This window comes from Amycolatopsis echigonensis (assembly GCF_014174495.1).
Classification (GTDB): Bacteria; Actinomycetota; Actinomycetes; order Mycobacteriales; family Pseudonocardiaceae; genus Amycolatopsis; species Amycolatopsis echigonensis.
In genome coordinates, this window is sequence record NZ_JACJHR010000063.1 from 19131 (window position 1) to 41352 (window position 22222).

23 protein-coding genes are annotated in these 22222 nt (G+C 69.5%); 10 read left to right on the plus strand and 13 right to left on the minus strand.

The window, feature by feature from the left end; all coding sequences use genetic code 11:
• Positions 1-336: 336 nt before the first annotated feature.
• Positions 337-1236: a hypothetical protein gene (locus H5411_RS33035; RefSeq protein ID WP_246369527.1), complete on the plus strand. Its 900-nt coding sequence runs from the start codon at positions 337-339 to the stop codon at positions 1234-1236.
• A gap of 64 nt (positions 1237-1300) precedes the next feature.
• Here H5411_RS33035 and H5411_RS33040 read toward each other — a convergent pair whose 3' ends face one another.
• The 6 genes from H5411_RS33040 to H5411_RS33065 form a co-directional block, all read right to left on the minus strand.
• Positions 1301-2476: an ABC transporter ATP-binding protein gene (locus H5411_RS33040; RefSeq protein ID WP_183126059.1), complete on the minus strand. Its 1176-nt coding sequence runs from the start codon at positions 2474-2476 to the stop codon at positions 1301-1303.
• A 3-nt stretch (positions 2477-2479) separates the two neighbouring features.
• On the minus strand, positions 2480-3322 hold the full coding sequence (locus tag H5411_RS33045; RefSeq protein WP_101435750.1) for a carbohydrate ABC transporter permease: 843 nt from the start codon (positions 3320-3322) through the stop codon (positions 2480-2482).
• Entirely contained in the window at positions 3322-4269 is a 948-nt protein-coding gene (locus H5411_RS33050) for a carbohydrate ABC transporter permease (protein ID WP_101435751.1), read from the minus strand. Before H5411_RS33050 ends, H5411_RS33045 begins: the two co-directional genes overlap by 1 nt.
• Entirely contained in the window at positions 4266-5585 is a 1320-nt protein-coding gene (locus H5411_RS33055; RefSeq protein ID WP_183126060.1) for an ABC transporter substrate-binding protein, read from the minus strand. Before H5411_RS33055 ends, H5411_RS33050 begins: the two co-directional genes overlap by 4 nt.
• Positions 5586-5879: 294 nt before the next feature.
• A complete protein-coding gene (locus H5411_RS33060; RefSeq protein WP_167442160.1) occupies positions 5880-6407 on the minus strand; it encodes a YflT domain-containing protein in 528 nt (175 codons plus the stop codon).
• A 77-nt stretch (positions 6408-6484) separates the two neighbouring features.
• A complete protein-coding gene (locus H5411_RS33065) occupies positions 6485-7675 on the minus strand; it encodes an acyl-CoA dehydrogenase family protein (RefSeq protein WP_183126061.1) in 1191 nt (396 codons plus the stop codon).
• A 157-nt stretch (positions 7676-7832) separates the two neighbouring features.
• On the opposite strand from H5411_RS33065, the gene H5411_RS33070 reads away from it, so the two are divergent.
• Entirely contained in the window at positions 7833-8177 is a 345-nt protein-coding gene (locus H5411_RS33070) for a DUF4190 domain-containing protein (RefSeq protein ID WP_101435755.1), read from the plus strand.
• 58 nt (positions 8178-8235) lie between these two features.
• Positions 8236-8826, plus strand: coding sequence for a DUF4190 domain-containing protein (locus H5411_RS33075; protein ID WP_183126062.1), 591 nt, complete (start codon positions 8236-8238; stop codon positions 8824-8826).
• Here H5411_RS33075 and H5411_RS33080 read toward each other — a convergent pair.
• Positions 8811-9695, minus strand: a complete 885-nt coding sequence (locus tag H5411_RS33080) for a slipin family protein (RefSeq protein WP_183126063.1) — start codon at positions 9693-9695, stop codon at positions 8811-8813. The two genes, H5411_RS33075 and H5411_RS33080, sit on opposite strands and share 16 nt — an antisense overlap.
• A 93-nt stretch (positions 9696-9788) precedes the next feature.
• Between H5411_RS33080 and H5411_RS33085 the strand changes: the two genes are divergently transcribed.
• The 4 genes from H5411_RS33085 to H5411_RS33100 are packed head-to-tail and all read left to right on the plus strand — an operon-like array spanning position 9789 to position 13723.
• Entirely contained in the window at positions 9789-10694 is a 906-nt protein-coding gene (locus tag H5411_RS33085) for an aminoglycoside phosphotransferase family protein (RefSeq protein ID WP_167441894.1), read from the plus strand.
• Positions 10695-10751: 57 nt separating this feature from the next.
• Complete coding sequence (locus tag H5411_RS33090; RefSeq protein ID WP_183126064.1) at positions 10752-12062, plus strand: magnesium transporter MgtE N-terminal domain-containing protein; 1311 nt, start codon at positions 10752-10754, stop codon at positions 12060-12062.
• Complete coding sequence (locus H5411_RS33095; protein WP_183126065.1) at positions 12055-12552, plus strand: DUF1003 domain-containing protein; 498 nt, start codon at positions 12055-12057, stop codon at positions 12550-12552. Before H5411_RS33090 ends, H5411_RS33095 begins: the two co-directional genes overlap by 8 nt.
• A 25-nt stretch (positions 12553-12577) precedes the next feature.
• Entirely contained in the window at positions 12578-13723 is a 1146-nt protein-coding gene (locus H5411_RS33100) for an Mrp/NBP35 family ATP-binding protein (RefSeq protein ID WP_101435761.1), read from the plus strand.
• 58 nt (positions 13724-13781) lie between these two features.
• Here H5411_RS33100 and H5411_RS33105 read toward each other — a convergent pair whose 3' ends face one another.
• From H5411_RS33105 to sigE, 5 genes are all read right to left on the minus strand, one after another.
• On the minus strand, positions 13782-14288 hold the full coding sequence (locus H5411_RS33105; RefSeq protein ID WP_101435762.1) for a hypothetical protein: 507 nt from the start codon (positions 14286-14288) through the stop codon (positions 13782-13784).
• 128 nt (positions 14289-14416) lie between these two features.
• Positions 14417-14845 carry a Sec-independent protein translocase protein TatB gene (gene tatB / locus H5411_RS33110; RefSeq protein ID WP_101435763.1) on the minus strand — a complete coding sequence of 143 codons (429 nt, stop codon included), beginning with the start codon at positions 14843-14845 and terminating at the stop codon, positions 14417-14419.
• Between the two features lie 200 nt (positions 14846-15045).
• Positions 15046-16575, minus strand: a complete 1530-nt coding sequence (locus H5411_RS33115) for a S1C family serine protease (RefSeq protein WP_183126066.1) — start codon at positions 16573-16575, stop codon at positions 15046-15048.
• 390 nt (positions 16576-16965) lie between these two features.
• Positions 16966-17652, minus strand: coding sequence for an anti-sigma factor family protein (locus H5411_RS33120; RefSeq protein WP_183126067.1), 687 nt, complete (start codon positions 17650-17652; stop codon positions 16966-16968).
• On the minus strand, positions 17649-18263 hold the full coding sequence (sigE, locus tag H5411_RS33125) for an RNA polymerase sigma factor SigE (RefSeq protein ID WP_037353366.1): 615 nt from the start codon (positions 18261-18263) through the stop codon (positions 17649-17651). The genes H5411_RS33120 and sigE overlap by 4 nt, the downstream gene beginning before the upstream one ends.
• A 235-nt stretch (positions 18264-18498) precedes the next feature.
• On the opposite strand from sigE, the gene H5411_RS33130 reads away from it, so the two are divergent.
• Positions 18499-19155 carry an O-methyltransferase gene (locus H5411_RS33130; protein ID WP_009072906.1) on the plus strand — a complete coding sequence of 219 codons (657 nt, stop codon included), beginning with the start codon at positions 18499-18501 and terminating at the stop codon, positions 19153-19155.
• A gap of 32 nt (positions 19156-19187) precedes the next feature.
• Here H5411_RS33130 and H5411_RS33135 read toward each other — a convergent pair whose 3' ends face one another.
• Positions 19188-20378, minus strand: coding sequence for an MFS transporter (locus tag H5411_RS33135; RefSeq protein WP_183126068.1), 1191 nt, complete (start codon positions 20376-20378; stop codon positions 19188-19190).
• A 63-nt stretch (positions 20379-20441) separates the two neighbouring features.
• On the opposite strand from H5411_RS33135, the gene H5411_RS33140 reads away from it, so the two are divergent.
• Entirely contained in the window at positions 20442-21338 is an 897-nt protein-coding gene (locus H5411_RS33140) for a LysR family transcriptional regulator (RefSeq protein ID WP_101435766.1), read from the plus strand.
• Between the two features lie 83 nt (positions 21339-21421).
• Positions 21422-22210 (plus strand): type I methionyl aminopeptidase, encoded by a 789-nt coding sequence (map, locus tag H5411_RS33145; RefSeq protein ID WP_101435767.1) that lies wholly within the window; start codon positions 21422-21424, stop codon positions 22208-22210.
• Positions 22211-22222 lie beyond the last annotated feature (12 nt).

Consider the following 22222-nt stretch of genomic DNA (forward strand, 5'->3'; position numbering starts at 1 on the left):
GAACTCGCAGCTCAACGCTCGCCCGGGGCAGCATCACGGTACGACAGGAGCGCTCGTCTTTCCGACCCGGACCGGCCCGCTTGTCCGCCGGATCTTCGTCGCCCGCGGTGCACGCCGATCCGCTCCCGCCGAGGTCCGTGAAGGACTCCTTGAGGGAACCTGATTCCCCCAAGGAGTCCTTCACGGACTTCTCGGCAGAGGCGGGACCCTCATCGGGATGCGGTGGAAGCATTCCCCGTTCTCCACAACCGTCCCACCAGCGGTGATGACGCAGCGAAGTGTGGGATTTCCCGGCGAGGGCTGGATTTTTCGCCACTCACGGTGATACTGCACCCCGTGCGTAACCCACTCGGAGTCCTCGCAGTCGGCTGTTCGGTGCTCCTCGCCGCAGCATGTTCCGCGGAGTCTGCCCCCGCCCCGGCAGCGCAGTCCACGCCGGTGCCCTTGACCGCGATCGCGGCGCTCGGGGACTTCGCGACGCTCGACTACTGCAGCCTTCTCGACCCGAAGCGGCTCAAGAACGCCACTGCCGACACGCCCGATTCCTCGTTCACCGCGTGCCAGGCGGACTTCGTCCAGGCCGGGCGGCCCCGGACGGTCACCATCGGGCCGCTCGCCGCCGACCGCGATCCCACCGTGCAGGCGTACGCGTACCCGGGCAAGGTGCCGGACGGCGTTTCCGTGCAGCAGGCGGGTTTCGTGCCGGAGCGGACGTGCGGGCGGGCCATTACGTTCGCCGACGGGGAGCGGCTGGCCGTTTCGGTCACCGACCGGGACGACCGCGGCAGCGCGGAGGACCGGTGCACCGCCGCGGACGACGTGGTCGGCGGGGCCCTCGACGCGGTGACCGGCAACCGGGTGCGGCATCCGCAGTTGCCGGATCGCTCGTGGGGCCGGGTGGATTCCTGCGCGATTCTCACCGGGTCCGGGGCGCAGGGCGGCGACGCGACGGCCGGGCTCGCCGGGCATTCCTGCATCCTCGACAAGGTGAGCCTGGAATTCGCGGTGGTGCGGCAGGCTCCGGCGGGACCGTCGGAAACGCTGGGCAACCGGGTGGCGCGGGTGGCGGCCGACGGGGCGTTCTGCCGGGTCCGGACGGTGCAGCCCTCCCCGGCCACGCCAGGACGCGCGGAGCAAGCGACGGTGAGCGTGGTCGACACCAGCGGCGCGGGCGGGGACGCGGCTTGTCCGGCCGCCCGCACCGTCGCCGCGACGATCTTTTCGCGGATCCCCTGAACGTCCGTGAAGGGCTCCTTGCGGGAATCTGATTCCCGCAAGGAGCCCTTCACGGACCGCTGGCTCAGTCGGCGTAGGTGAGGTTTCGGCCGTCGGACGGGTCGAAGAGCTTCACCTTGTCCGCGTCGAACCACATTCGCAGGTCCTGGTTCTCCGCGGCCGCCGATTCCGCCGACAGCCGGGCCACGATCAGCGACTCCGCGCCGGGGACGTCGGCCGAACCGCTGTCCGCGGCCAGTTCCGCCAGCTCCGCGGAGGTCGCGGCTTCGCCGTCCACGGTGAAGTGCGCGAACTTCTCCGAGCCCATCGACTCCAGGACGTCCACGTGCGCGGTGAACGTCGCGCCCTCGCGGCCCGATTCGACCAGTGCGGCGTCCTCGAAGTGTTCCGGGCGGATGCCCATGATCACCTCGCGCGGGGCGTTCGCCGCCTCGGCCATCCGGCGGACCCGGTCGGTCAGCGGGGTGCTGCCCAGCGAACTGCGCACCTGGCCGTCTTCGAGCGTCGCGGGGACGAAGTTCATCGACGGCGAGCCGATGAATCCGGCCACGAACAGGTTCGCCGGGTTGTCGTAGAGGAACTGCGGCGAACCGATCTGCTGCACGTACCCGGCCCGCAGCACCACGACCCGGTCGCCGAGGGTCATCGCCTCGGTCTGGTCGTGCGTGACGTACAGCGTGGTCGTGCCGAGCTGCTTCTGGATCTTCGACACCGACGTCCGCATCTGGCCGCGCAGTTTGGCGTCCAGGTTGGACAGCGGCTCGTCCATCAGGAACGCCTTGGGATTGCGGACGATCGCCCGGCCCATCGCCACCCGCTGCCGCTGCCCGCCGGACAGGTTGGCCGGTTTGCGGTCGAGGTGCTGGGTCAGGTCGAGGATCTGCGCCGCCTCCTCCACTTTGGACCGGACGATCTTGTCGTCCACTTTGGCCAGCCGCAGCGGGAACGCCATGTTCTCGCGCACGCTCATGTGCGGGTACAGCGCGTACGACTGGAACACCATCGCGATGTCCCGGTCCTTCGGCGCCTTCTCGTTGACCCGCTTGCCGTCGATGCGCAGTTCGCCGGAGGAGATGTCCTCCAGCCCGGCGACCATGTTGAGCGTGGTCGACTTCCCGCAGCCGGACGGGCCGACCAGGATGATGAACTCGCCGTCGGCGATCGTGATGTCCACTTCGGACACCGCGAGCGCGCCGTCGGGGTAGCGCTTGGAAACCTTGTCGAGAACGATTTCAGCCATGGGTCAGCCCTTCACCGCACCGGACGTCAGCCCCGCCACGATGCGACGCTGGAAGAACAACACGAACAGGATGATCGGCACCGTGATCACGACCGCGGCCGCGCACACCTGGCCGGTCGGGTCCTCGAACTGCGAGGACCCGGTGAAGAACGACAACGCCGCGGGCACCGTGCGCGACGACTCGGTGGACGTCAGCGAGATGGCGAACAGGAAGTCGTTCCAGCAGAGGATGAACACCAGGATCGCCGTGGTGAACACGCCCGGCGCGGCCAGCGGCGCGATCACCTTCCGGAACGCCTGCGCCGGCGTCGCGCCGTCCATTTTCGCCGCCTTTTCCAGTTCCCACGGGATTTCCCGGAAGAACGCGGACAGCGTGTAGATCGACAGCGGCAGCGCGAACGTGATGTAGGGCAGGATCAGCCCCGGCCAGGTGTCGAAAAGGCCGAGCCCGCGTTCGATGTTGAACAGCGGGGTGACGAGCGAAACCTGCGGGAACATCGCGATCAGCAGGGAAAGCCCCACCAGCAGCTGCTTCCCGGGGAAATCCAGCCGGGCGATCGCGTACGCCGCCATCGTGCCCAGCACCACCGCGATGACCGTGGAGATCACCGCGATGCCGATCGAGTTCACCAGCGCGTGCAGGAACTCCGTGGTCTGGAAAATGTCCGCGTAGTTCTTGAGCGTCCATTCCACCGGGATGAAATTGCCGTCGGTGAGCGTCGCTTTGGTCTTGAACGACAGCGAAAGCACCCACAGCACCGGGACGATCGCGAACACCACCACCAGGATGTCCAGCAGGCCCCAGCCGACTTTGCGGCCGGTCGTGGCCGCACCACCGATAGCCATCAGCGCTTCCCCCCGTCGTCCGTGCCGGGCGCGGCGGTGCCGAACACCTTGATGAAGAGGAACGCGATGATCGCCACCGTGAGGAAGATCAGCACCGCCATGGTGGAGCCGATCCCGAGGTTGAGCCCCTTGACCAGGTTGTCGTAGGTCTGCATGGACACCGATCCGGTGTCCTGCGCGCCGCCGGTGAGCACGTAGATGTTGTCGAAAATGCGGAACGCGTCGAGCGTGCGGAACAGCAGCGCGACGAGAATCGCCGGTTTCATCACCGGCAGCATCACCTTGGTGAACCGCTGCCACGCGGTCGCGCCGTCCATCGCCGCCGCCTTCAGCAGGTCGTCCGGCACCAGCGCCAGCCCGGCCATCAGCAGCAGCGCCATGAACGGCGTCGTCTTCCACACCTCGGCGAGAATGATGATGAACAGCGACGGCCACTGGTCGGTCAGCGGCGCGACCCCTTCGCCGAGCACGTTCGCCAGGTACCCGGTTTTGGGCGTCCACGCGAAATACCACGAGAACGCGGCCACCACGGTGACGATGCCGTACGGGATCAGGGCGACGGTGCGCACCAGTCCGCGGCCGACGAGCGTGCGGTGCATGATCAGCGCGAGCCCCATGCCGAGCACGAACTCGATCGCCACCGACACGACGGTGAGGAACATCGTGGTGCCGAACGCGGTCCACCAGTAGGAATTCGTCAGCACCGCGGCGTAATTGTCGAATCCGATGAACTCGTGCTTCGCCGGGAACCGCAGGTCGTAGCGCTGCAGCGAAAGCCAGATCGAATAGACGATCGGGTATCCGGTCACCGCGATCATCACGAGGAACGCGGGCGCGCACAGCCACAGCCCGAGCCGCCGTTCCGCCTTCTTGCCCTCGGAAAGCGCGGGCTTTCCCTTCCGGTGTGCCGCCTCGCGGCTGGTCGCGGCGGGATCCTGGACGGTCACGGGATCACTCCCTTCGACTGGAGCGCGTCATCGAGCTGTTCCCGCAATTTCTGCGCGGTCGTCTGCGGATCGATCGCCGCCGGCGGGGAGAGGATCTTCGACATCACCGTGGACAGGTTCTGGTACACCGGTGTGAGCGGCCGTACCGCGGCGGTCTTCAGCGCCGACAGGATGGCGTCGCGCATCGGGTATTTCAGGGCCATGTTCGGGTTGTCCGCCGAAACCGGCTTCGCCGGATCCACCGGGACGTCGTCGTGGTACACCGACTCGATCGTCGGCGGCACCCCGTCGTTGATCGCCGACACCTTCTGGTTTTCCTTGCTGCGCAGGCACAAGGCCGCTTCGTACGCCTCGGGCTTGTGCTGCGAGTAGGCGCTCACCGCCAGGTCGAACCCGCCGATCGTGCTCTTCGACGGAACTCCGGGCTTCGCCTGCGGGTACACCGCCCATTTGAAGTGCGACAGGTCCTTCGGCTTTTCCTCGGCGTAGGAGGCGTACACGAACGGCCAGTTCAGCTCGAACGCGGCATTGCCACGCTGGAACGTCTGCCGGACGTCGTCCTCCTTCTGGTTCGTCAGCGACGGATCGGTAATCCCCGACGACGTGACCTTCTTCAGCAGCGCCAGCGCCTGCACCGCACCGTCGTCCATCACGACGGATTTCCCGTCGTCGGAGAGGATGTGCCCGCCGAGCGATTCGACCAGCGTGTTGTAGATGACGACCAGGCCCTCGTACTGCGCGCCGGTGAACACGACGGAATACGGCTTGTGCTCGCTCTTGAGCCGCTGCGACATCTGCATCATCTCGTCCCACGTCTTCGGCGGGGTCGGGATGATGCGGTCGTCGTACCAGAGCAGCTGCACGTTGGTGTTCTTCGGCGCGGCGTAGAGCTTTCCTTGATACGTCGCGGTGTCCAGCGGGCCCTTGAGGACGCCCTCGGACGCGGCCGTCTTGTTCTGCCCGGTCCACTCGTCGACCCAGCCCGCCTCGGCGAACTCCGAGACCCACGTGACGTCGAGGCCGAGCACGTCCATCGACGTGTCGCCGGCGGCGAGCCGGCGCGCCATCTGGATCCGCTGGTCGTCCGAACCGCGCTGCAGTTTGTTGTAGACGATCCGGTACCGCCCGGCTGCGGCCTTGTTGCAGTTGTCGACGACCGTCTGGAAATGGTCCTCCGGGGAGTAGTAGACGTTGATCGTCGTCCCGGAGGCCGTTCCGCAGCCCGCCACCAGACCGCTGCCCACCACGCCGGCAGCGAGCAACGCCGCCGCGCGCGTAGGTCCTCGTTTCTTTCCGCTGGGCCGTTTCTTCCCCATCCAAGCCTCCTCGCCCATGTGCACACGGCGCCTTTCGACACCGCCCCCAGACAGCACGCCGCGGCGAGGCGGACCCGAGCCAGCACCCCGACGTGCCAGTTGCCGGCAGGCCGCGCTGGAGGACACGACCGGCCAACCGGTGTCGGACAACCTATGCCCGGCGATCACGAGCCGCAAGCAGGGTCAATAACGATTCAGCCGGGTGCGCCGCGTACCACCGGAAAGACTGGAGCAGCGCGGAATGCGGTTGTTCCATCCGGGTGAACAACCACCGCATCGGGGGCGTGCGGGTATTCAGGCAGTGGCGGGCGGCGGCCGCAACGCCAGCTTGGCGAGCAGTTCCCGCCCCTGCTCGGCGCTGCGCGGCTGGCACAGCACGTCGTACCGGCCGGCGACGAGCTGGCTGGCCGACGAGAAATCCCTGCGCCCGCGCGACGCGCGGTAACCGATCGCGGAGAACGCCAGTCCGGACAGGACGCCCAGCACCAGCCCGGTCAGCAACTGCAGCGTGAACCCGCCCTGGTTCACGAACATGCCCAGCAGCAGCCCGGCGAACAGGCCGAACCACGCGCCCGACATCGCGCCCGCGGCCAGCACCCGGCCCCAGGACAGCCGCCCGATGACGCGTTCGACCAGCATCAGGTCGACGCCGACGATCGTCACGTCGGTGACCGCGAACTCGCTTTCGGCCAGGAAGTCGACCGCCTGCTGCGCCTCGCCGTAGGTCGAGTACGACCCGATCGGCCAGCCGGTGGGCGGCGTCGGGAGCCGCGGCAGCCCGGCCGGGCCCTGACCGCCTCCAAAGGGACTGCTCACCATCATCACCTGCGCTCGTCCGGTCCGAGAGTTTCTATCTTGTCAAGAACCGGCGGAGCGCGCGAACTCCGGCGAAGCGGGGGTCAGGCTTTGTAATCCCGCAGCAGGCCGCGGCTGATGATGGTTTTCTGGATTTCGCTGGTGCCCTCGCCGATCAGCAGGAACGGCGCCTCGCGCATCAGGCGCTCGATCTCGTATTCCTTCGAATAGCCGTACCCGCCGTGGATCCGGAACGCTTCCTGGGTCACCTCGGCGCAGTACTCGCTGGCGATCAGCTTCGCCATGCCCGCCTCGACGTCGTTGCGCGCACCGGAATCCTTCAACCGCGCCGCGTTCACCATCATCAAATGCGCGGCCTCGACCTTGGTCGCCATCTCCGCCAGCTTGAACGCGATCGCCTGGTGCTGGGCGATCGGCTTGCCGAACGTCGAACGCTGCTGCGCATACGCGATCGCCAGCTCGAACGACCGGATCGCGATCCCGCACGCCCGCGCCGCCACGTTCACCCGGCCGACCTCGACGCCGTCCATCATGTACGAGAAGCCCTTGCCCGGAGCCTCGCCCAGCACCTTGTCCGCACCGATCTTGAAGCCGTCGAACACCGCCTCGGTGGTGTCGACGCCCTTGTAGCCCATTTTGTCGATCTTGCCCGGGATGGTCAGCCCCGGAAGCACCTCGCCGAACCCGGTCGGCTTCTCCACCAGGAACGTCGTCAGGTTCTGATGAGCCTTCTCCGCGCCCTCGTCCGTCTTCACCAGCAGCGCGATCAGGTTCGACGAGCCGCCGTTGGTCAGCCACATCTTCGCGCCGTCGATCACGTAGCCGTCGCCGTCGCGCTTGGCGCGGGTCTTGATCGCCGCCACGTCCGAACCCAGATCCGGCTCCGACATCGAGAACGACCCGCGGATCTCGCCGGTCGCCATCCGCGGCAGGAAATGCTGCTTCTGCTCCGGCGTACCGTGCTGCTTGATCATGTGCGCCACGATGAAGTGCGTGTTGATCACGCCGGACACGCTCATCCAGCCGCGCGCGATTTCCTCGACCACCAGCGCGTAGGTCAGCAGAGACTCGCCGAGGCCGCCGTACTCCTCGGGGATGGTGAGCCCGAACAGGCCCATCTCCTTCATGCCCTCGACGATCTCCGCCGGATACTCGTCGGCGTGCTCCAGCGCCTGCGCGTGCGGGATGATCTCCTTGTCCACGAACGACCGCACCGTGGACAGAATCTCCTGCTGCACATCGGTCAGACCGGCGGTCCTGGCGAGACGGGCCATCGGTGGGCTCCCTTCGGCGGCTGCACCGGGGCTCCCGGCACTGGGTTACCGGGGAGTATGACTGGTTCGCGCCCGAGCGGCTATGAGGGTGCTCACGCCCGGGCCGGGTTTCCCCCGTTAGGCTGCTGATCCACCCGAAACCGCGAGAAGGATCCCGATGAGCGAGGCCGGCGACGACCAGGACGAGCCCGCTGGCCGCGACGGCTACCTGCACCCGTCGTACGAGCACCAGCCCTATCCGCCGCGGGGCCCGCAGCCCGGCGCGGGGCTCGCGCTCGGGTCTCTGGTGTGCTCGATCGCCGGGTTCGTGCTGTGCGCACCGATGGCCATCGCGGGCATCGTGATGGGGCACGTCGCGTTCTACCGGGCCCGCCGCGGCCGCGGCACCGGCGGCGCGCTCGCGGTCGCCGGGTTCGTGATCGGCTACGCCGCGCTGATCGTCTGGGGCATCGCCATCCCGCTGATCCTGCACGCGCTGGCCCAGTCCGGGGTTTTCGGCTGATGCCGCGGCGATTCCCCGGTAGCGTCGACCTTCGAACCCGGCACCCGAGGGAGCCCCGATGACCACTCCGTCCGACCGCGATCCGGCGTACGAACCTCCGCCGACCGCGGACCCAGCTCCGTACGAGCCGCCGGCCACCGCCGAGCCCGCGCCGTACGAGGCTCCGGCGGACGCTGTCTCGTCTGTTCCGGAGGCGGACTCGCCGGTTCCGCCGCCGGGGTGGACCGCGCCCGACCCGGGACCGGTCGCGGTGCTGCCCGGCGACCAACCGGCCGCCGCCGCGCAACCGCCCGCGACGCCGTATCCCGTTGCGCCGCAACCGGGTCCGTTCGCTCCGCCGCCCGGGTACCAGAGCTTCCCGGCTCCGCCGCCGTACGGCGCGGCCTACCAGCCGTACCCGAATCCCGGCGACAGCGGCCTCGCGATCGGCGCGCTGGTGTGTTCGCTGATCGGCCTGGTGACCTGCGTCCTCGCGATTCCCGGCATCGCGATGGGGCACGTCGCGCTGGCCAAGGCCAACCGCAACGAAGCGGGCGGGCGCACCATGGCGCTCTCGGCCGTGGTGCTCGGCTACGTGACGGTCGCGCTGTGGGGCAGTTTCTTCGTGACGCTGATGGTCCTCGGCTTCAACGGCTACCTCGACCGCTGATCCGGAACCTCGCTCGCGTCGCCCTCGAGCGGGGCGACCTGGCCGTTGCTGACCTTTTCCGGGACCGGCTCCGCCGACGTCCGCGGCTCCGGCGGTTTCGCGGCCGGTTGCACCGCGGGGTCGGTCCGCGCGTCCAGGAACCGCAGCAACTCCACCGGGAACGGCAGCACCAGCGTCGAGTTCTTCTCCGCCGACACCTGGACCACCGTCTCCAGCAGCCGCAGCTGCAGTGCCGCCGGGGTGTCCGCCATCGTCGCGGCGGCCTGGGCGAGCTTGTGCGACGCCTGCAGTTCGCCGTCCGCGGAGATCACCCGGGCGCGGCGTTCGCGTTCGGCCTCCGCCTGGCGCGACATCGAGCGTTTCATCGACTCCGGCAGCGCGACGTCCTTGATCTCCACCCGGTCGATGTGGATGCCCCAGTCCAGCGCCGGGCTGTCGATCATCAGCTCGAGGCCCTCGTTGAGCCGTTCGCGGTTCGACAGCAGGTCGTCCAGGTCGCTCTTGCCGATGATGGACCGCAGCGACGTCTGCGCGACCTGGCCGATCGCGGACCGGTAGTCCTGCACGTGGACCGCGGCCAGCACCGGGTCGATCACCTTGAAGTACACGACCGCGTCCACCCGGACCGTGACGTTGTCGCGGGTGATGCCGTCCTGCGCGGGCACCGGCAGGGTCACGACCTGCATGTTCACCTTCTGCATGCGGTCGGCTATCGGCACCAGCAGCGCGAGGCCGGGGTCGCGGACCTGCGGCCGCACCCGTCCGAACCGGAACACCAGTCCGCGTTCGTACTGCTTCACCACGCGCACGGCTGAGCCGAGCCACACCCCGCCCGCGACGACTACTGCGCTGACAATCTCGACGATCATGGCAGCTCCCGGGTTCGCCGACCCTTATCCATTCACTGTACGCGCGCGCGAAACCCCCGGAAACGGTTTGCGAGGCCGACCAGGATGGGCGTTGTGACCGTTTGGGAGATCCCGCCCGCCTTCGCCGAACGCGCCCCCAAGGTGCTGGGTCCGGAAGCCGTCCCGTGGATCGCGTCGCTGCCCGCGCTCGCGGAGCGGTATGCCCGGAAATGGCAGCTGGAATTCGAGGACACCGCCCGGCACGGTTACGTCGGCGTCGTCCAGCCCGCCCGGCGTGCGGACGGCTCCCGCGTCGTGCTCAAACTCGGCTGGGTGGAAGAAGAATCGCGCGACGAGCCGCTCGCACTGTCCACATGGGCCGGTCGAGGAGCGGTGCTGCTGCACGAATCCGTGCCCGAGGACGGCGCGATGCTGCTGGAGCGCCTCGACGACAGCCGGACGCTGGAGGATGAACCTCTGCTGTCCGCCGTCGAAATCCTGAGCGAACTCGCGCGGCGGCTCGCGGTGCCCGCGCCGGCCGGGCTCACCCGCACGCTGTCCGGCGTCGCCGAGGAACTGCTCGAAGAACTGCCGCGCTCGTGGCGGGAACTGGGCGAACCGCTCCCCCGCCGCGAACTGGACGCGGCGCTGGAGGTGTGCCGCGACCTCGGTCCGGAAGCGGGAAACGCGCTGGTGAACGAGGATCTGCACTACGAGAACGTGCTGTCCGGCACCCGCGAACCGTGGCTGGTGATCGACCCGAAACCGCTCGCCGGCGATCTCGAGTACGGCGCGCTTTCGTTGCTGTGGAACCGGTTCAGCGAATCCACACTGGACTCGAAGCTCGCCGCGAGCGGTCTGGACCGCGATCGCGCCAAGGCCTGGACGCTCGTCCGGGCGGTGCGGAACCGGCTGTGGCACGCGCAGGATCTGGTCGATTTCGGCGGATTGCCCGAGGACGACGACGGCCCGTCCGCCGAGGCGCTGCCCTCGCTGACCCGATGGGCGCTCGTAAGCTGAGAATTCGCCGAGTCTCGGTGCGAGCGCGCTCGGGCCTCAGCCGATAGTGTCGGCGCCATGGCAGGCACAAACCGGGTTTACGCAGCACAGCTCGCAGGTCTGCCGGTGTTCGGGCCCGACGGGGAGTCGATCGGCAAGGTCCGCGACGTCGTCGCCGGGCTGCGGCTGGACCACCAGCCGCCGCGGGTCCTCGGCATGGTCGTGGAGCTGGCGACCCGGCGGCGGGTGTTCGTGCCCATGCTGCGCGTCACGTCGATCGAACCGAACGCCGTGACGCTGGCTACCGGTTCGGTCAACATGCGGCATTTCCACCAGCGGCCCAACGAGGTTCTGGTGTGCGGGCAGCTCCTCGACGCGCACGCGACGCTCGCCGGCACGGACACCCGGGTGACCGTGGTCGACGCGGCGATGGAGCCGACCCGCACACGGGACTGGGTACTGGCGAAAGTCGCGGTCCGCGAACGGTCCGCCCGGCTGGCGCTGGGCAGGCGGCGCACCGCGATGCAGGTGCTGCCGTGGAACGAGGTCGGCGGGCTCGGGCTCACCGACCTCACCGGACAGCCGCAAGGCGCGGGCCAGCTGCTGATGCTGTTCGACACGATGCGCGCGGTCGACGTCGCGGCGACCCGGCGCGACCTGCCGATGAAGCGCAGGCACGAGGTCGCCGACGCGATGGACGACGAACGGCTCGCGGACGTCATCGAGGAGCTTCCCGAGGACGACCAGAAGGAACTGCTCGCCTATCTCGCCGAGGAACGCGCCGCGGACATCCTCGAGGCGATGAACCCGGACGACGCCGCCGACCTGCTCGCCGAACTCGCCCCGGCCGAGCAGAACAGGCTGCTGGAACTGATGGAGCCGGAGGAATCCGCGCCGGTCAGACGGCTGCTGGCGTATTCGTCGGACACCGCGGGCGGTCTGATGACGCCGGAACCGGTGGTGCTGACGCCGGACGCGACGATCGCCGAGGCGCTGGCGCACATCCGCAACGCCGAACTCCCCGCCGCGCTCGCCAGCATGGTGTTCGTGTGCCGTCCGCCGACCGAAACGCCGACCGGCCGGTTCGTCGGCGTCGTGCACTTCCAGCGGCTGCTGCGCGAACCGCCCGCCGAACTGGTGGCCAGCGCGGTGGACACCGACCTCACCGCACTGCGCCCGGAGGCGACGTTGTCCGAGGTGACCCGGTATTTCGCGGCGTACAACCTGGCCTGCGGCCCGGTCGTCGACGCCGAAGACCATCTGCTCGGCGCCGTCACCGTCGACGACGTCCTCGACCATCTGCTGCCCGACGACTGGCGCGAAACCGGACTGCACGACGTGACCGATGGCGCTGACAGCGCCGATCTCCAGGAGGCCGACCGTGGCTGAACTCCGGACCGGCCGCAGGCTCGACCAGCCGCGCAGCCAGGCCCGCCTGCGGCTGAACATCGACCCGGACACCTTCGGCCGGTTCACCGAGCGGGTCGCGCGGTTCCTCGGCACCGGGAAGTACCTGTTCTGGCAGACGCTGATCGTGGTCATCTGGATCACGCTGAACCTGGCCGCGGTGTCGCTGCAGTGGGACCCGTACCCGTTCATCCTGCTCAACCTCGCGTTCTCGACGCAGGCCGCGTACGCCGCGCCGCTGATCCTGCTCGCGCAGAACCGGCAGGACGACCGGGATCGCGTGTCGCTCGAAGAGGACCGCACGCGGGCCGCGCAGACCAAGGCGGACACCGAGTACCTCGCCCGCGAACTGGCGGCGCTGCGGCTGGCGATCGGCGAGGTCGCGACCCGCGATTACCTGCGCAGCGAGCTCGACCGGCTGCGCGATGATCTCGACGTGGACTCCAAGCAGCGCAAGGCGAAACAAAGCTGACCGGACCGGTACGTACGATGGAAGCGTGACTGGTACACAGCAGCTCCCCAGCGTCGACGACGTCCGCACCGCGCTGAAGGACGTGTACGACCCGGAAATCAAAAAACCGATCACCGACCTCGGCATGGTCAAGGACGTGGCGGTCGGCGACGACGGGCTGGTCACCGTCGGGATTTACCTCACGGTCGCGGGCTGTCCGCTGAAGGCGACGCTGACCGAGGACACCAAGAAGGCCGTCTCGAAGCTCCCCGGCGTCGCCGACGTGCGGGTCGAGCTCGACGTGATGAGCGACGAGCAGCGCACTGAGCTGCGCAAATCGCTGCGCGGGGACGCGGCGGAGCCGGTCATCCCGTTCGCGCAGCCGGGTTCGATGACGCGGGTGTACTGCGTGGCGTCCGGCAAGGGCGGCGTCGGCAAATCGTCGGTGACGGTGAACCTGGCCGTGGCGATGGCTGAGCGCGGGCTGTCGGTCGGCGTGGTGGACGCGGACATTTACGGCCACTCGGTGCCGCGCATGCTGGGCGCGCGCGAGAAGCCGACCAAGGTCGACACGATGATCATGCCGCCGCAGGCGCACGGCGTGAAGGTGATCTCGATCGGCATGTTCACCCCGGGCAACACCCCGGTGGTGTGGCGCGGCCCGATGCTGCACCGCGCGCTGCAGCAGTTCCTCGCCGACGTGTTCTGGGGCGACCTGGACATCCTGCTGCTGGACCTGCCGCCGGGCACCGGCGACATCGCGATTTCGGTGGCGCAGCTGATCCCGAACGCGGAAATCCTCGTGGTGACCACGCCGCAGCAGGCCGCCGCCGAGGTGGCCGAGCGCGCGGGCGCGATCGCGATGCAGACGCGGCAGCGCGTGGCGGGCGTGATCGAGAACATGTCGTGGCTGGAAACCCCGACCGGCGAGCGCATCGAGGTCTTCGGCGCGGGCGGCGGCCAGACGGTGGCTGATTCGCTGTCGAAGTCGGTCGGTTCCACGGTGCCGCTGCTGGGCCAGGTCCCGCTCGACCCGCGCCTGCGCGAACAGGGCGACGAGGGCACGCCGATCGTGCTGGCCGAACCGGACGCTCCCGCGTCGCTGGTGCTGAAGGACGCGGCGAAGCAGCTGTCGGTCCGGGCGCGCGGGCTCGCCGGGATGATGCTGAACGTCAGCCCCGCCGGTCGCTGACCCCCGCTCAGCAAAAGAGGCGTGCACCTTCTCCAGGTGCACGCCTCTTTTCAGGTTCTCAGGAAGCGTGCACCGTCACCAGGAGCGCGCCGGATTCGCGGAGCGTCACCTTGGTGTCGCCCGGCTTCGTGACCGTCCAGTCGATGTCCTCGGGCTTCTTCGCGGACACGTCGCCCGACTTGTCGGGCTGGTCCTGGACGTCGACGTTCTGCGGCTGGTCGGACGACACGACGATCTTGATCTTGTTGCCGACCTTGACGTCGACGACCTCGGCCGGCGGCGTGACCTTTCCGCCCTGGTAGGCGACGGTGACCAGCACGTCCACGCCGGGCTCGCCGGTCTGCGCGCCGCGCTTGACGTTCGGCTGCTCGCCGGTCGCGCCGCCGTTCCCGGGAGCGCTCGACGGTGCGTTCGACGGGGCCGAGGAGGACGGCATCGCCGGGGCGGGCACCGAAGTGTAGGTGGCGGGCGCCTTGGTGCTGGGCTCGTCGTCGGCACTGCACCCGGCGACGGCGAAGGCGGCCGCAGCGATCGTTCCGGCCAGCGCAGCCGCACGGCGTGACATATCGGGAACCTCCAGGGTCGGTTGAGCTGATGCCCTGAGGCTACCCAGCCTGATCAGCACGTCGTGCGTCGGCTTCGCCTGGTGTGAGCGGCGTTCGCGGTTCTCACATGGATCGCCGCGCCGGAGGGTCAGGTGGCGTCGGGATCGATCGGCGGACGCTCGCCCGGCTTCAGCGGTTCCGGCTGCGGCAGCGCGGTCTGGGGCTTGATCGTCGGAGTCCCGTTCGAGCCGTGGGATCCGTTCGACCCGTTGAGTTCGTTCTTGAACCCGTTCAGCCCCAGCGGATCCGAATCGCCGTCGAACAAATGCTGCGTGACGACCCGCTTCGGGTCGAGATTGCGCAGGCCGCGCAGGTCTTCGAGGGGTTTGCGGAGCTGGTCGAACTCGGGACCCATCTCCTCGCGCAACTGCTCGCGCGCGCCGGTCGCGAAGTCGCGTGCCTTGCGGACGCTCCTCGCCAGCCAGGCCGCCGCCTCGGGCAGCCGTTCGGGTCCGAGAATGAAAAGCCCGGCGATGATGAGCACGAGGATCTCGCCCCAGCCGACACTGTCGAACACCCGTGAAACCTCCGCTCGGTGCTGCCCCGCCCAAGACTACCCGGGCCGTTTCGCGTCCGGGCAGGCCCGAACGTCGCACGGCAGCTACTGTGCCGGTCGTTGCTAACCCGACCACAGCCACGGCCGAATGGCTTCGCAGCGACGGTTACGTGCCGCGCGGGCGGTCGGCCTGCTTTTGGCCGGATGAGTAAGAGCGGGTGTCAGTCCGACCCGAGCGTGACGTCCACCACGAGCAGCGCGCCGTCGCGGGCCAGCTGCACCGGGACGACCTGGCCGGGGTCGTGGCTGCGCACCGCGACGGTCAGCTCCGCGGAATCGCGCACGACGTGGTCGCCGACCTTGGTGATCACGTCGCCTTCCTTGATCCCCGCGGACGCCGCCGGTCCGCCCGGCGCGACGTTGCGCACCTGCGCGCCCATCGTGGACGAGCCGGCGACCGTCGAGGCCGCGTTGATCCCGATGTCGGCGTGCTTGACCTTGCCGTCCTTGATCAGCGCCTTGGCGATCTTGATGGCGTAGTCGCTGGGGATGGCGAACCCGATGCCGATGCTGCCGCCGTCGGAGCTGGAGGAGCGGATCGCGGAGTTGATCCCGACCAGCGCCCCGGTCGAATCGACGAGCGCGCCGCCCGAGTTGCCGTGGTTGATCGCGGCGTCGGTCTGGATGGCCGAATAGGTGACCGGTGCCGCCCCGTTGTCGCCGCCCGCGGTGACCGGCCGGTCGAGCGCGCTGACGATGCCCGAGGTGATCGAGTTCTGCAGTGCCAGCGGCGAGCCGACCGCGATCACCGCGTCCCCGACCTGCAGATCGGACGACTTCCCGATCTGCATCACGACCGGGTTGGTGACGTTGACCTTCACCACGGCGAGGTCGGTCTTCTGATCCGCGCCGACGATCTTGGCTTCGGTGCGCGTCCCGTCGTTGAACACCGCGGTGACCTTCGTGGCCGCGTCGCCGACCGCGCTCGAGACCACGTGCTCGTTGGTGAGCACGTACCCCTGCGGATCGATCACGACGCCGGAGCCCTGCTCGCCGCTGTCCGCGCCCGGCTTGACCACCTCGAGCGAAACCACCGCGGGCGACACCCGCCGCGCGATGTCCGCGAGCGACCCCGGCGGCCTTTCCTTGGCCGCCTCCGCCTCGGAAATCGTGGCGCTGCCCGTCAACGCGGACCCGGTGTCCGCGACCCACCAGCCGACCAGCCCGCCGACCGCGCCGATCAACAACGCGACGACGCCGAGCATGGCCAACGCCTTCGGCTGCACGCGCCGCCCGAACAACACCTCAGGCAGGCTCAACCGCGCACCGCTGGGCAGCTTCTGCCCCTCGGTCTCGTCGTCCTCGGGAACGACCGCGGGCCCGCCCAGCACTGCCCCGGACGCCGGATCACGCCACGGATCATTGGTGTCAGTCCACAACGGATCTTCGGCGGCGCCATTCTCCCCGGAGGCTTCGAGCGGGCGCTGCAACCGCACGCCCTCAGCCCCGGGAGGCCTGCTGAACGCCTCCGCCAACGACTCAGGCGTCGGCGGCGCGAGATTGAGTTTCTGCCCGTTCCCGTTGGGCGCCGGGGTGTAAAGCTTGTCGAACGCCCCCTCGACCCCGCGCGGACGCCCGAAGACAGCCGCCTCCTGCTGGTCGACCGCGGGCCGCTCAAGCGGCCGAGGCCCCAGCCGGTCCGTTCCGACGGCACCGGACTGGTCAGAATTCGCGTTCGGCTGGTCGGTCATCATTCCCCGGGATGCGGTTCAGTTCGGCTGAGAGTCGACGATACCCAAGCCTGGGATGAAGTGTGCCCAGACCGCAGTGAAATGCCTGTTGCCTGACCCCGTAACAGCTCCGCCACGCGGCCCAAGGTCCGTGAAGGGCCCCTTCACGGACGGCGGCGGGTCGTGAGGGGCCCGCGCCGCGACGCGCCCACCAACCGCAGCCAATGCACCCAACCCAACCAGGCACCCACACCACCCCCGCACCCCGATACGAAGCCAAAAACACGGCGCGGGGGTGCTTGTCAAGGCATCTTTCCCGCCTTGACAAGCACCCCGCGCCGTAGTCACACTCAGCTTCGGGGTGTCCCCACGCAACCCTCGTTCCGCGGCGAAGCCGCGCCCTCCCGCGACCTAACGAGCCGCGACAGCCGCCCCCACCACAGACCGCGCCCCGTCCGGCGCCTCCGGCTCCGAAGAAACCGGTGCCGAAGAAACCGGTGCCGCAGACGTCCTGGGCACGTTCATGTTCGCAGGCAGCAAGTTCGCGTTCGGCGTCCGAACCGGCCCTCCCCCGCCAGTCCCTTCGCCGCTATCCGCCGCGGTCCCGACGAGCGCGAGCGCGCTCAGCACGAGCCCGGACACCACGACCCCGGCTCCTTGCGCCGCCCGCTTCCGGCTGAAAGCGAACCTTCCGCCGCCGAGCACGGTCGCCGAGTGCCCGAGCGGCGCGGTTGTTCCCAACGGCGCCGCACCCCCCAGCACCCCCGCGTCCCGCAGTCCGGCCACCCGGTCCGGCCGCTGGATCGCCACCAGCTGACCGTCCGCGGTGACCGCGAGATTGTCCGGCGCTCCCGGGAGGTCAGTGTGCTCCGGAATGGACCGGAGGCTGGCCAGGAAGCCCGCCGACATCGGCGGCGCACCGGCGTCCTTCACCGCCGCGACAGCCTGGCGCTGCGCGGTCACCTCCGCCGCGCAGCCAGGGCAGCGCGCGAGGTGCGCGGTGGCCCGGTCGTGTGCGGACGGCGACAGCTCGCCGTCGACCAATGCGACTACCGCGTCGGGCATGAGGTGGGATTCGGCGAAACGCCAGCCGCTCATACGGACACCTTCGCAGATTCCTCCCGGGTCGCGCGACGGCGCTCGAGCGACGCGCGCAGCGCCGAGCGGCCGCGGTGGATGCGGCTGCGCACGGTGCCGAGCTTGACGCCCAGCGTCGCGCCGATCTCCTCGTACGACAGTCCTTCCACGTCACACAGCACGACCGCGGCCCGGAACTCCGGGGGCAGCTCGTCGAGCGCCTCCTGCAGGTCGGGGTCGAGGTGGGTGTCGCTGTAGTGCTGCTCCGGGCTGGGGTCGTCGCCGACGATCCGGTCGGTGTCCTCGGGCAGTCCCTCCATGCGCACGCGCGAGCGGCGGCGCGCCATGTCGAGGAACAGGTTCGTGGTGATCCGGTGCAGCCAGCCCTCGAACGTGCCGGGCTTGTAGGACGCCAGCGACCGGAAGACGCGGATGAACGTCTCCTGGGTCAGGTCCTCGGCGTCGTGCGTGTTGCCGGTGAGGCGGTAGGCGAGCCGGTAGACGCGGTCGGCGTGTTCGCGCACGACCTCGTCCCACGAGGGCGGCGTCCAGGCCGCCTCGGCTGCGTCCACGGTCACCGGAGCGGCCTCCGGCAGTTCGGCGTTCTGCATCAGGGGAGCAGGCACCTCCATCTGGGTCAACTCCTCTTCACCTCTGCCAACGCGGGCCGGGCACACGGTGTTCCCGTGCGGTTGAGACTCAGTCTGTCGGCCTTCCTTATGGAACTCATGAGACCGATCTGAGAGCAGCCTGAGAAGTTGGCCCGCGAGGGCCGTTCCAGGGTTTTCGCGGGCTTTCCTCCGAGCCGGAAGGCGCTTACCAGGGAGCCTTCGCTGATTTATCGACAACCAGCGCTAACCTTCGCGCGTGAGTTCGGGGACAGAGGCGGCGGCCGAGACCGGGGCGGTCGGCGCCGAGCAGGTCGACGGGTACCTGCCCGACGACGACGTGCTGGCCGCGGCACGGCTGCGCGCGGTCGACCTCGGTTGCGCCCCGCTGGCCCCCGGAGCAGGCACGACGCTGCGGTTTCTCGCCGCGACGGTCGCCGCGCGAGCGGTCGTGGAGGTCGGCACGGGCTCCGGCGTGAGCGGGCTGTACCTGCTGCGCGGGATGGCCCCCGACGGCGTGCTGACCTCGATCGACGTCGAGCCGGAGTACCAGCGGGCGGCGCGCAAGACCTTCCTCGAAGCGGGCTATCCGCCGGGCCGGATGCGGCTCATCGTCGGCCGCGCGCTGGACGTGCTGCCGCGGCTCACGCCCGGCGGCTACGACCTGGTCTTCGTCGACGCCGCGCGGATCGAGTACCCCGGCTACTACGAGCAGGGCGTGGCCCTGCTGCGCCGCGGCGGGGTGATCGTGTTCCACCAGGTCCTGGCAGGCGGACGGCTCACCGACCCGGCGCGGCGGGACCCGGAGACGATGGCGTTGCGCGAGGTCGCGCGGGCGGTCCGCGAGGACGACCGGCTGATCCCGGCGCTGCTGCCGGTCGGGGGCGGACTGCTGGTCGCCACGGCCTGCTCGTGAGCGGCAAGAACGGTTAGAACTGCGATCAGCACTCACGACCCCACCAGCACCCGCTCCCCGCGCCGCACCCGCGTGCCTGCCTGCACCGCCGCCACGGCCAGTCCCAGCCACACCACGACGGCCACGATCAGCCAGTTCCATCCGGCCCGCGCGTAGACGACGCTGCCGACCCCGCCGCCGACGCTGCTGCCCAGGTAGTACATGAGCATGTACAGCCCGCCGACCTGACCGCGCGCGTTCTCCGGGGCGTCGGCCGCGGCCCAGCTGTTCGCGATCGAGTGCGCGGCGAAGAACGCCGTCGTCAGCACGAGGAAGCCGACGACGATCAGCGGCAGCGAGTCCGGGATCGTCAGCAGCGCGCCGACCGCGGTCAGCAGCAGCACGCCGACCAGCGCCTGGCGACGGCCGATCCGCGCGGACAGCCGGTTGGCGGTGGCCGACGAAACCGAGCCCAGCGCGTAGGACACGAACACCAGCGACGCGATCGCCGGAGACAGATTCAGCGGCTCGCCGGTCAGCCGGAACCCGGCCGCGTTGTACAGGGCGACGAACGCGCCCATGGCCAGCAGCGCGACGGCGTACTGCGCGAGCAGCACCGGCCGGCGCACCGCGGAAAGCAGGCCGACGCCGATGTCGCGCAGGCCTTGCCGCTCCCCCGTCCTGACCGGCGAAGGCGGCAGCGTCACCACCGTCACGACCGCGCAGACCAGCGAAATCCCAGCCACCACGTACAGCGCGCCGCGCCAGCCGAACGGACCGGCGGTGAACCCGGTGGCCAGCCGTCCGGTCATGCCGCCGACGGTGTTGCCCGCGATCATCGCCCCGACCGCCGCCGCGACGCCGGTCTTCCCGAGGCGTTCCACGAGGTAAGCCGTTGCCACACCGGGGAATCCGGCGATCGCGACGCCCTGCACCGCACGCAGCACCAGCAGCAGCGGGTAGTTCGGCATGAGCGGCAGCAGAAGCCCGAGCACCGAGGAAATCGCGACCGACGCGATGATCACCGGCCGGCGGCCGATCGCTTCGGACAGCGCGGCGATGGGCAGCACCGAGATCGCCAAGGCACCGGTCGCCACGCTCACCGCGAGCGCCGCGCCGCCGGGGTCGAGGTGATACTGCCCGGCGAGCTGCGGCAGGACTGCTTGCGGGGCGTAGAGCAGGGCGAACGAAGTGAAACCCGCGGCGGCGACCGCGACCTTCACCCGGCGGGCGGAGGAGATCATGAGCCCGAAAGTAAGCTTCGCTAATCAATACGTCTAATACGCAAATCTGCCATCATTCATACCGTGCCGAATGAGAGTCTTACCGCGCAGCTCGTCCCGCACCTGTGTCTGCTGGCCACGCTGCGAAGCACCGGAAACGTCACTCGTACGGCCGAGATCCTCGGAGTGCCGCAGCCCACAGTCAGCCGACGGCTGGCGGCACTCGGCCAGGCCCTCGGCGCACCGCTGACCGTGCCCGACGGCCGGGGCGTCCGCCTGACCCGCGCTGCCGAACTGCTCGCCGATGCGGCGGAACGCGCGCTGCCCGTGGTCGACGCCGGAGCCCGCCTCGCGCGCGAGGAGATCGAACCGGCGAGCGGCCGGGTCGTGCTCGGTTTCCTGCACCTGCTGGGCCGGTCGCGCGTGCCGGAAATGCTGCGCGCGTATCGCGAGCAGGCCCCGACCGCGCGGTTCTCGCTCGTGCAGGGTTCGCTGCAGGACATGGTCGACCGGCTCGTGTCCGGGGAACTTGATCTCGCCCTGCTGGCCCCGGTCGTCGAGGACGAACGGCTGGAGACGGTCGTCCTCGACCAGCAGCCGATCCACCTGTCGGTCCCCTCCGGGCACCGGTTGGCCGGACGACGCAGCGTGCGCGTCGCCGAGTTGGCCGACGAGCCGTTCGTACTCCTCGAACCCGGTTACGGCCTGCGCCGGATCACCGACGAACTCTGCGCCGCCGCCGGTTTCACGCCGAAGGTGGCTTTCGAGGGCCAGGAATCCGACACCGTCCGCGGACTCGTCGGAGCTGGCTTGGGCGTCGCGCTCCTGCCGCGCTTCGAACCCGGCTCCCCCGCCGGGGTCGCGGAGGTGCCGCTGCACCCGCCGGTCCACCGGACGATCGGGCTCGCGTGGCGCGCCGGGGAGCCGCTTTCGCCCGCCGTTCAAGCGTTCCGGGACCACGTGCTCGGCAGGACGCGCTAGGGACCAGGGTGGTATTTCTATCCCGGTACCGTGCTAGCGTTTCCGGTATAGAAATACCGGGACTTGAGGACGCGAGGGTAGTCGTGATCGAGCTGAAGACGCCTGCGGAGATCGACCGCATGCACGTGACCGGGCGGTTCGTCGCCGAGGTGCTGACCGAGGTCGGCAAGCTCGCCGACGTGGGCGTCAACCTGATGGACCTGGAACACCACGTGCGCGGCATGATCAAGCGGCGCGGAGCTGTCTCGTGCTACTGGGACTACGCGCCGTCGTTCGGCGAAGGCCCGTTCCGCAACGTCATCTGCCTGTCGGTCAACGACGCCGTCCTGCACGGCCTGCCGCACGACTACACCCTGCGCGACGGCGACGTACTCACCGCGGACATCGCGGTGACCATCGACGGCTGGGCGGCCGATTCGGCGCGCACGGTCATCGTCGGCACGCCCGCCGAGGAGGACCAGCGGATCATCCGGGCCACCGAGGAAGCGCTGGAAGCCGCGATCGAAGCGGCGCGCGCGGGCAACCGGCTCGGCGACATCTCGGCGGCGATCGAAGCGGTCGCGACCGGCTACGGCTACCCGGTCAACACCGAGTTCGGCGGGCACGGCATCGGCCGCACCATGCACGGCGACCCGCACGTGTCCAACCGCGGCAAGGCGGGCCGCGGCATGAAGCTCCGGCCGGGCCTGACGCTCGCGCTGGAACCGTGGCTCGCGCGCACGACCGACAAGATCGTCTACGACCCGGACGGCTGGACGATCCGTTCCGCCGACGGCTCGCGCACCGCGCATTCCGAGCACACGGTGGCGATCACGGACGGGGACCCGATCGTGCTGACCCGCCGCGAGGAAGAACTGGCGGGCAAGAAGTAGGACGCGCTGGAC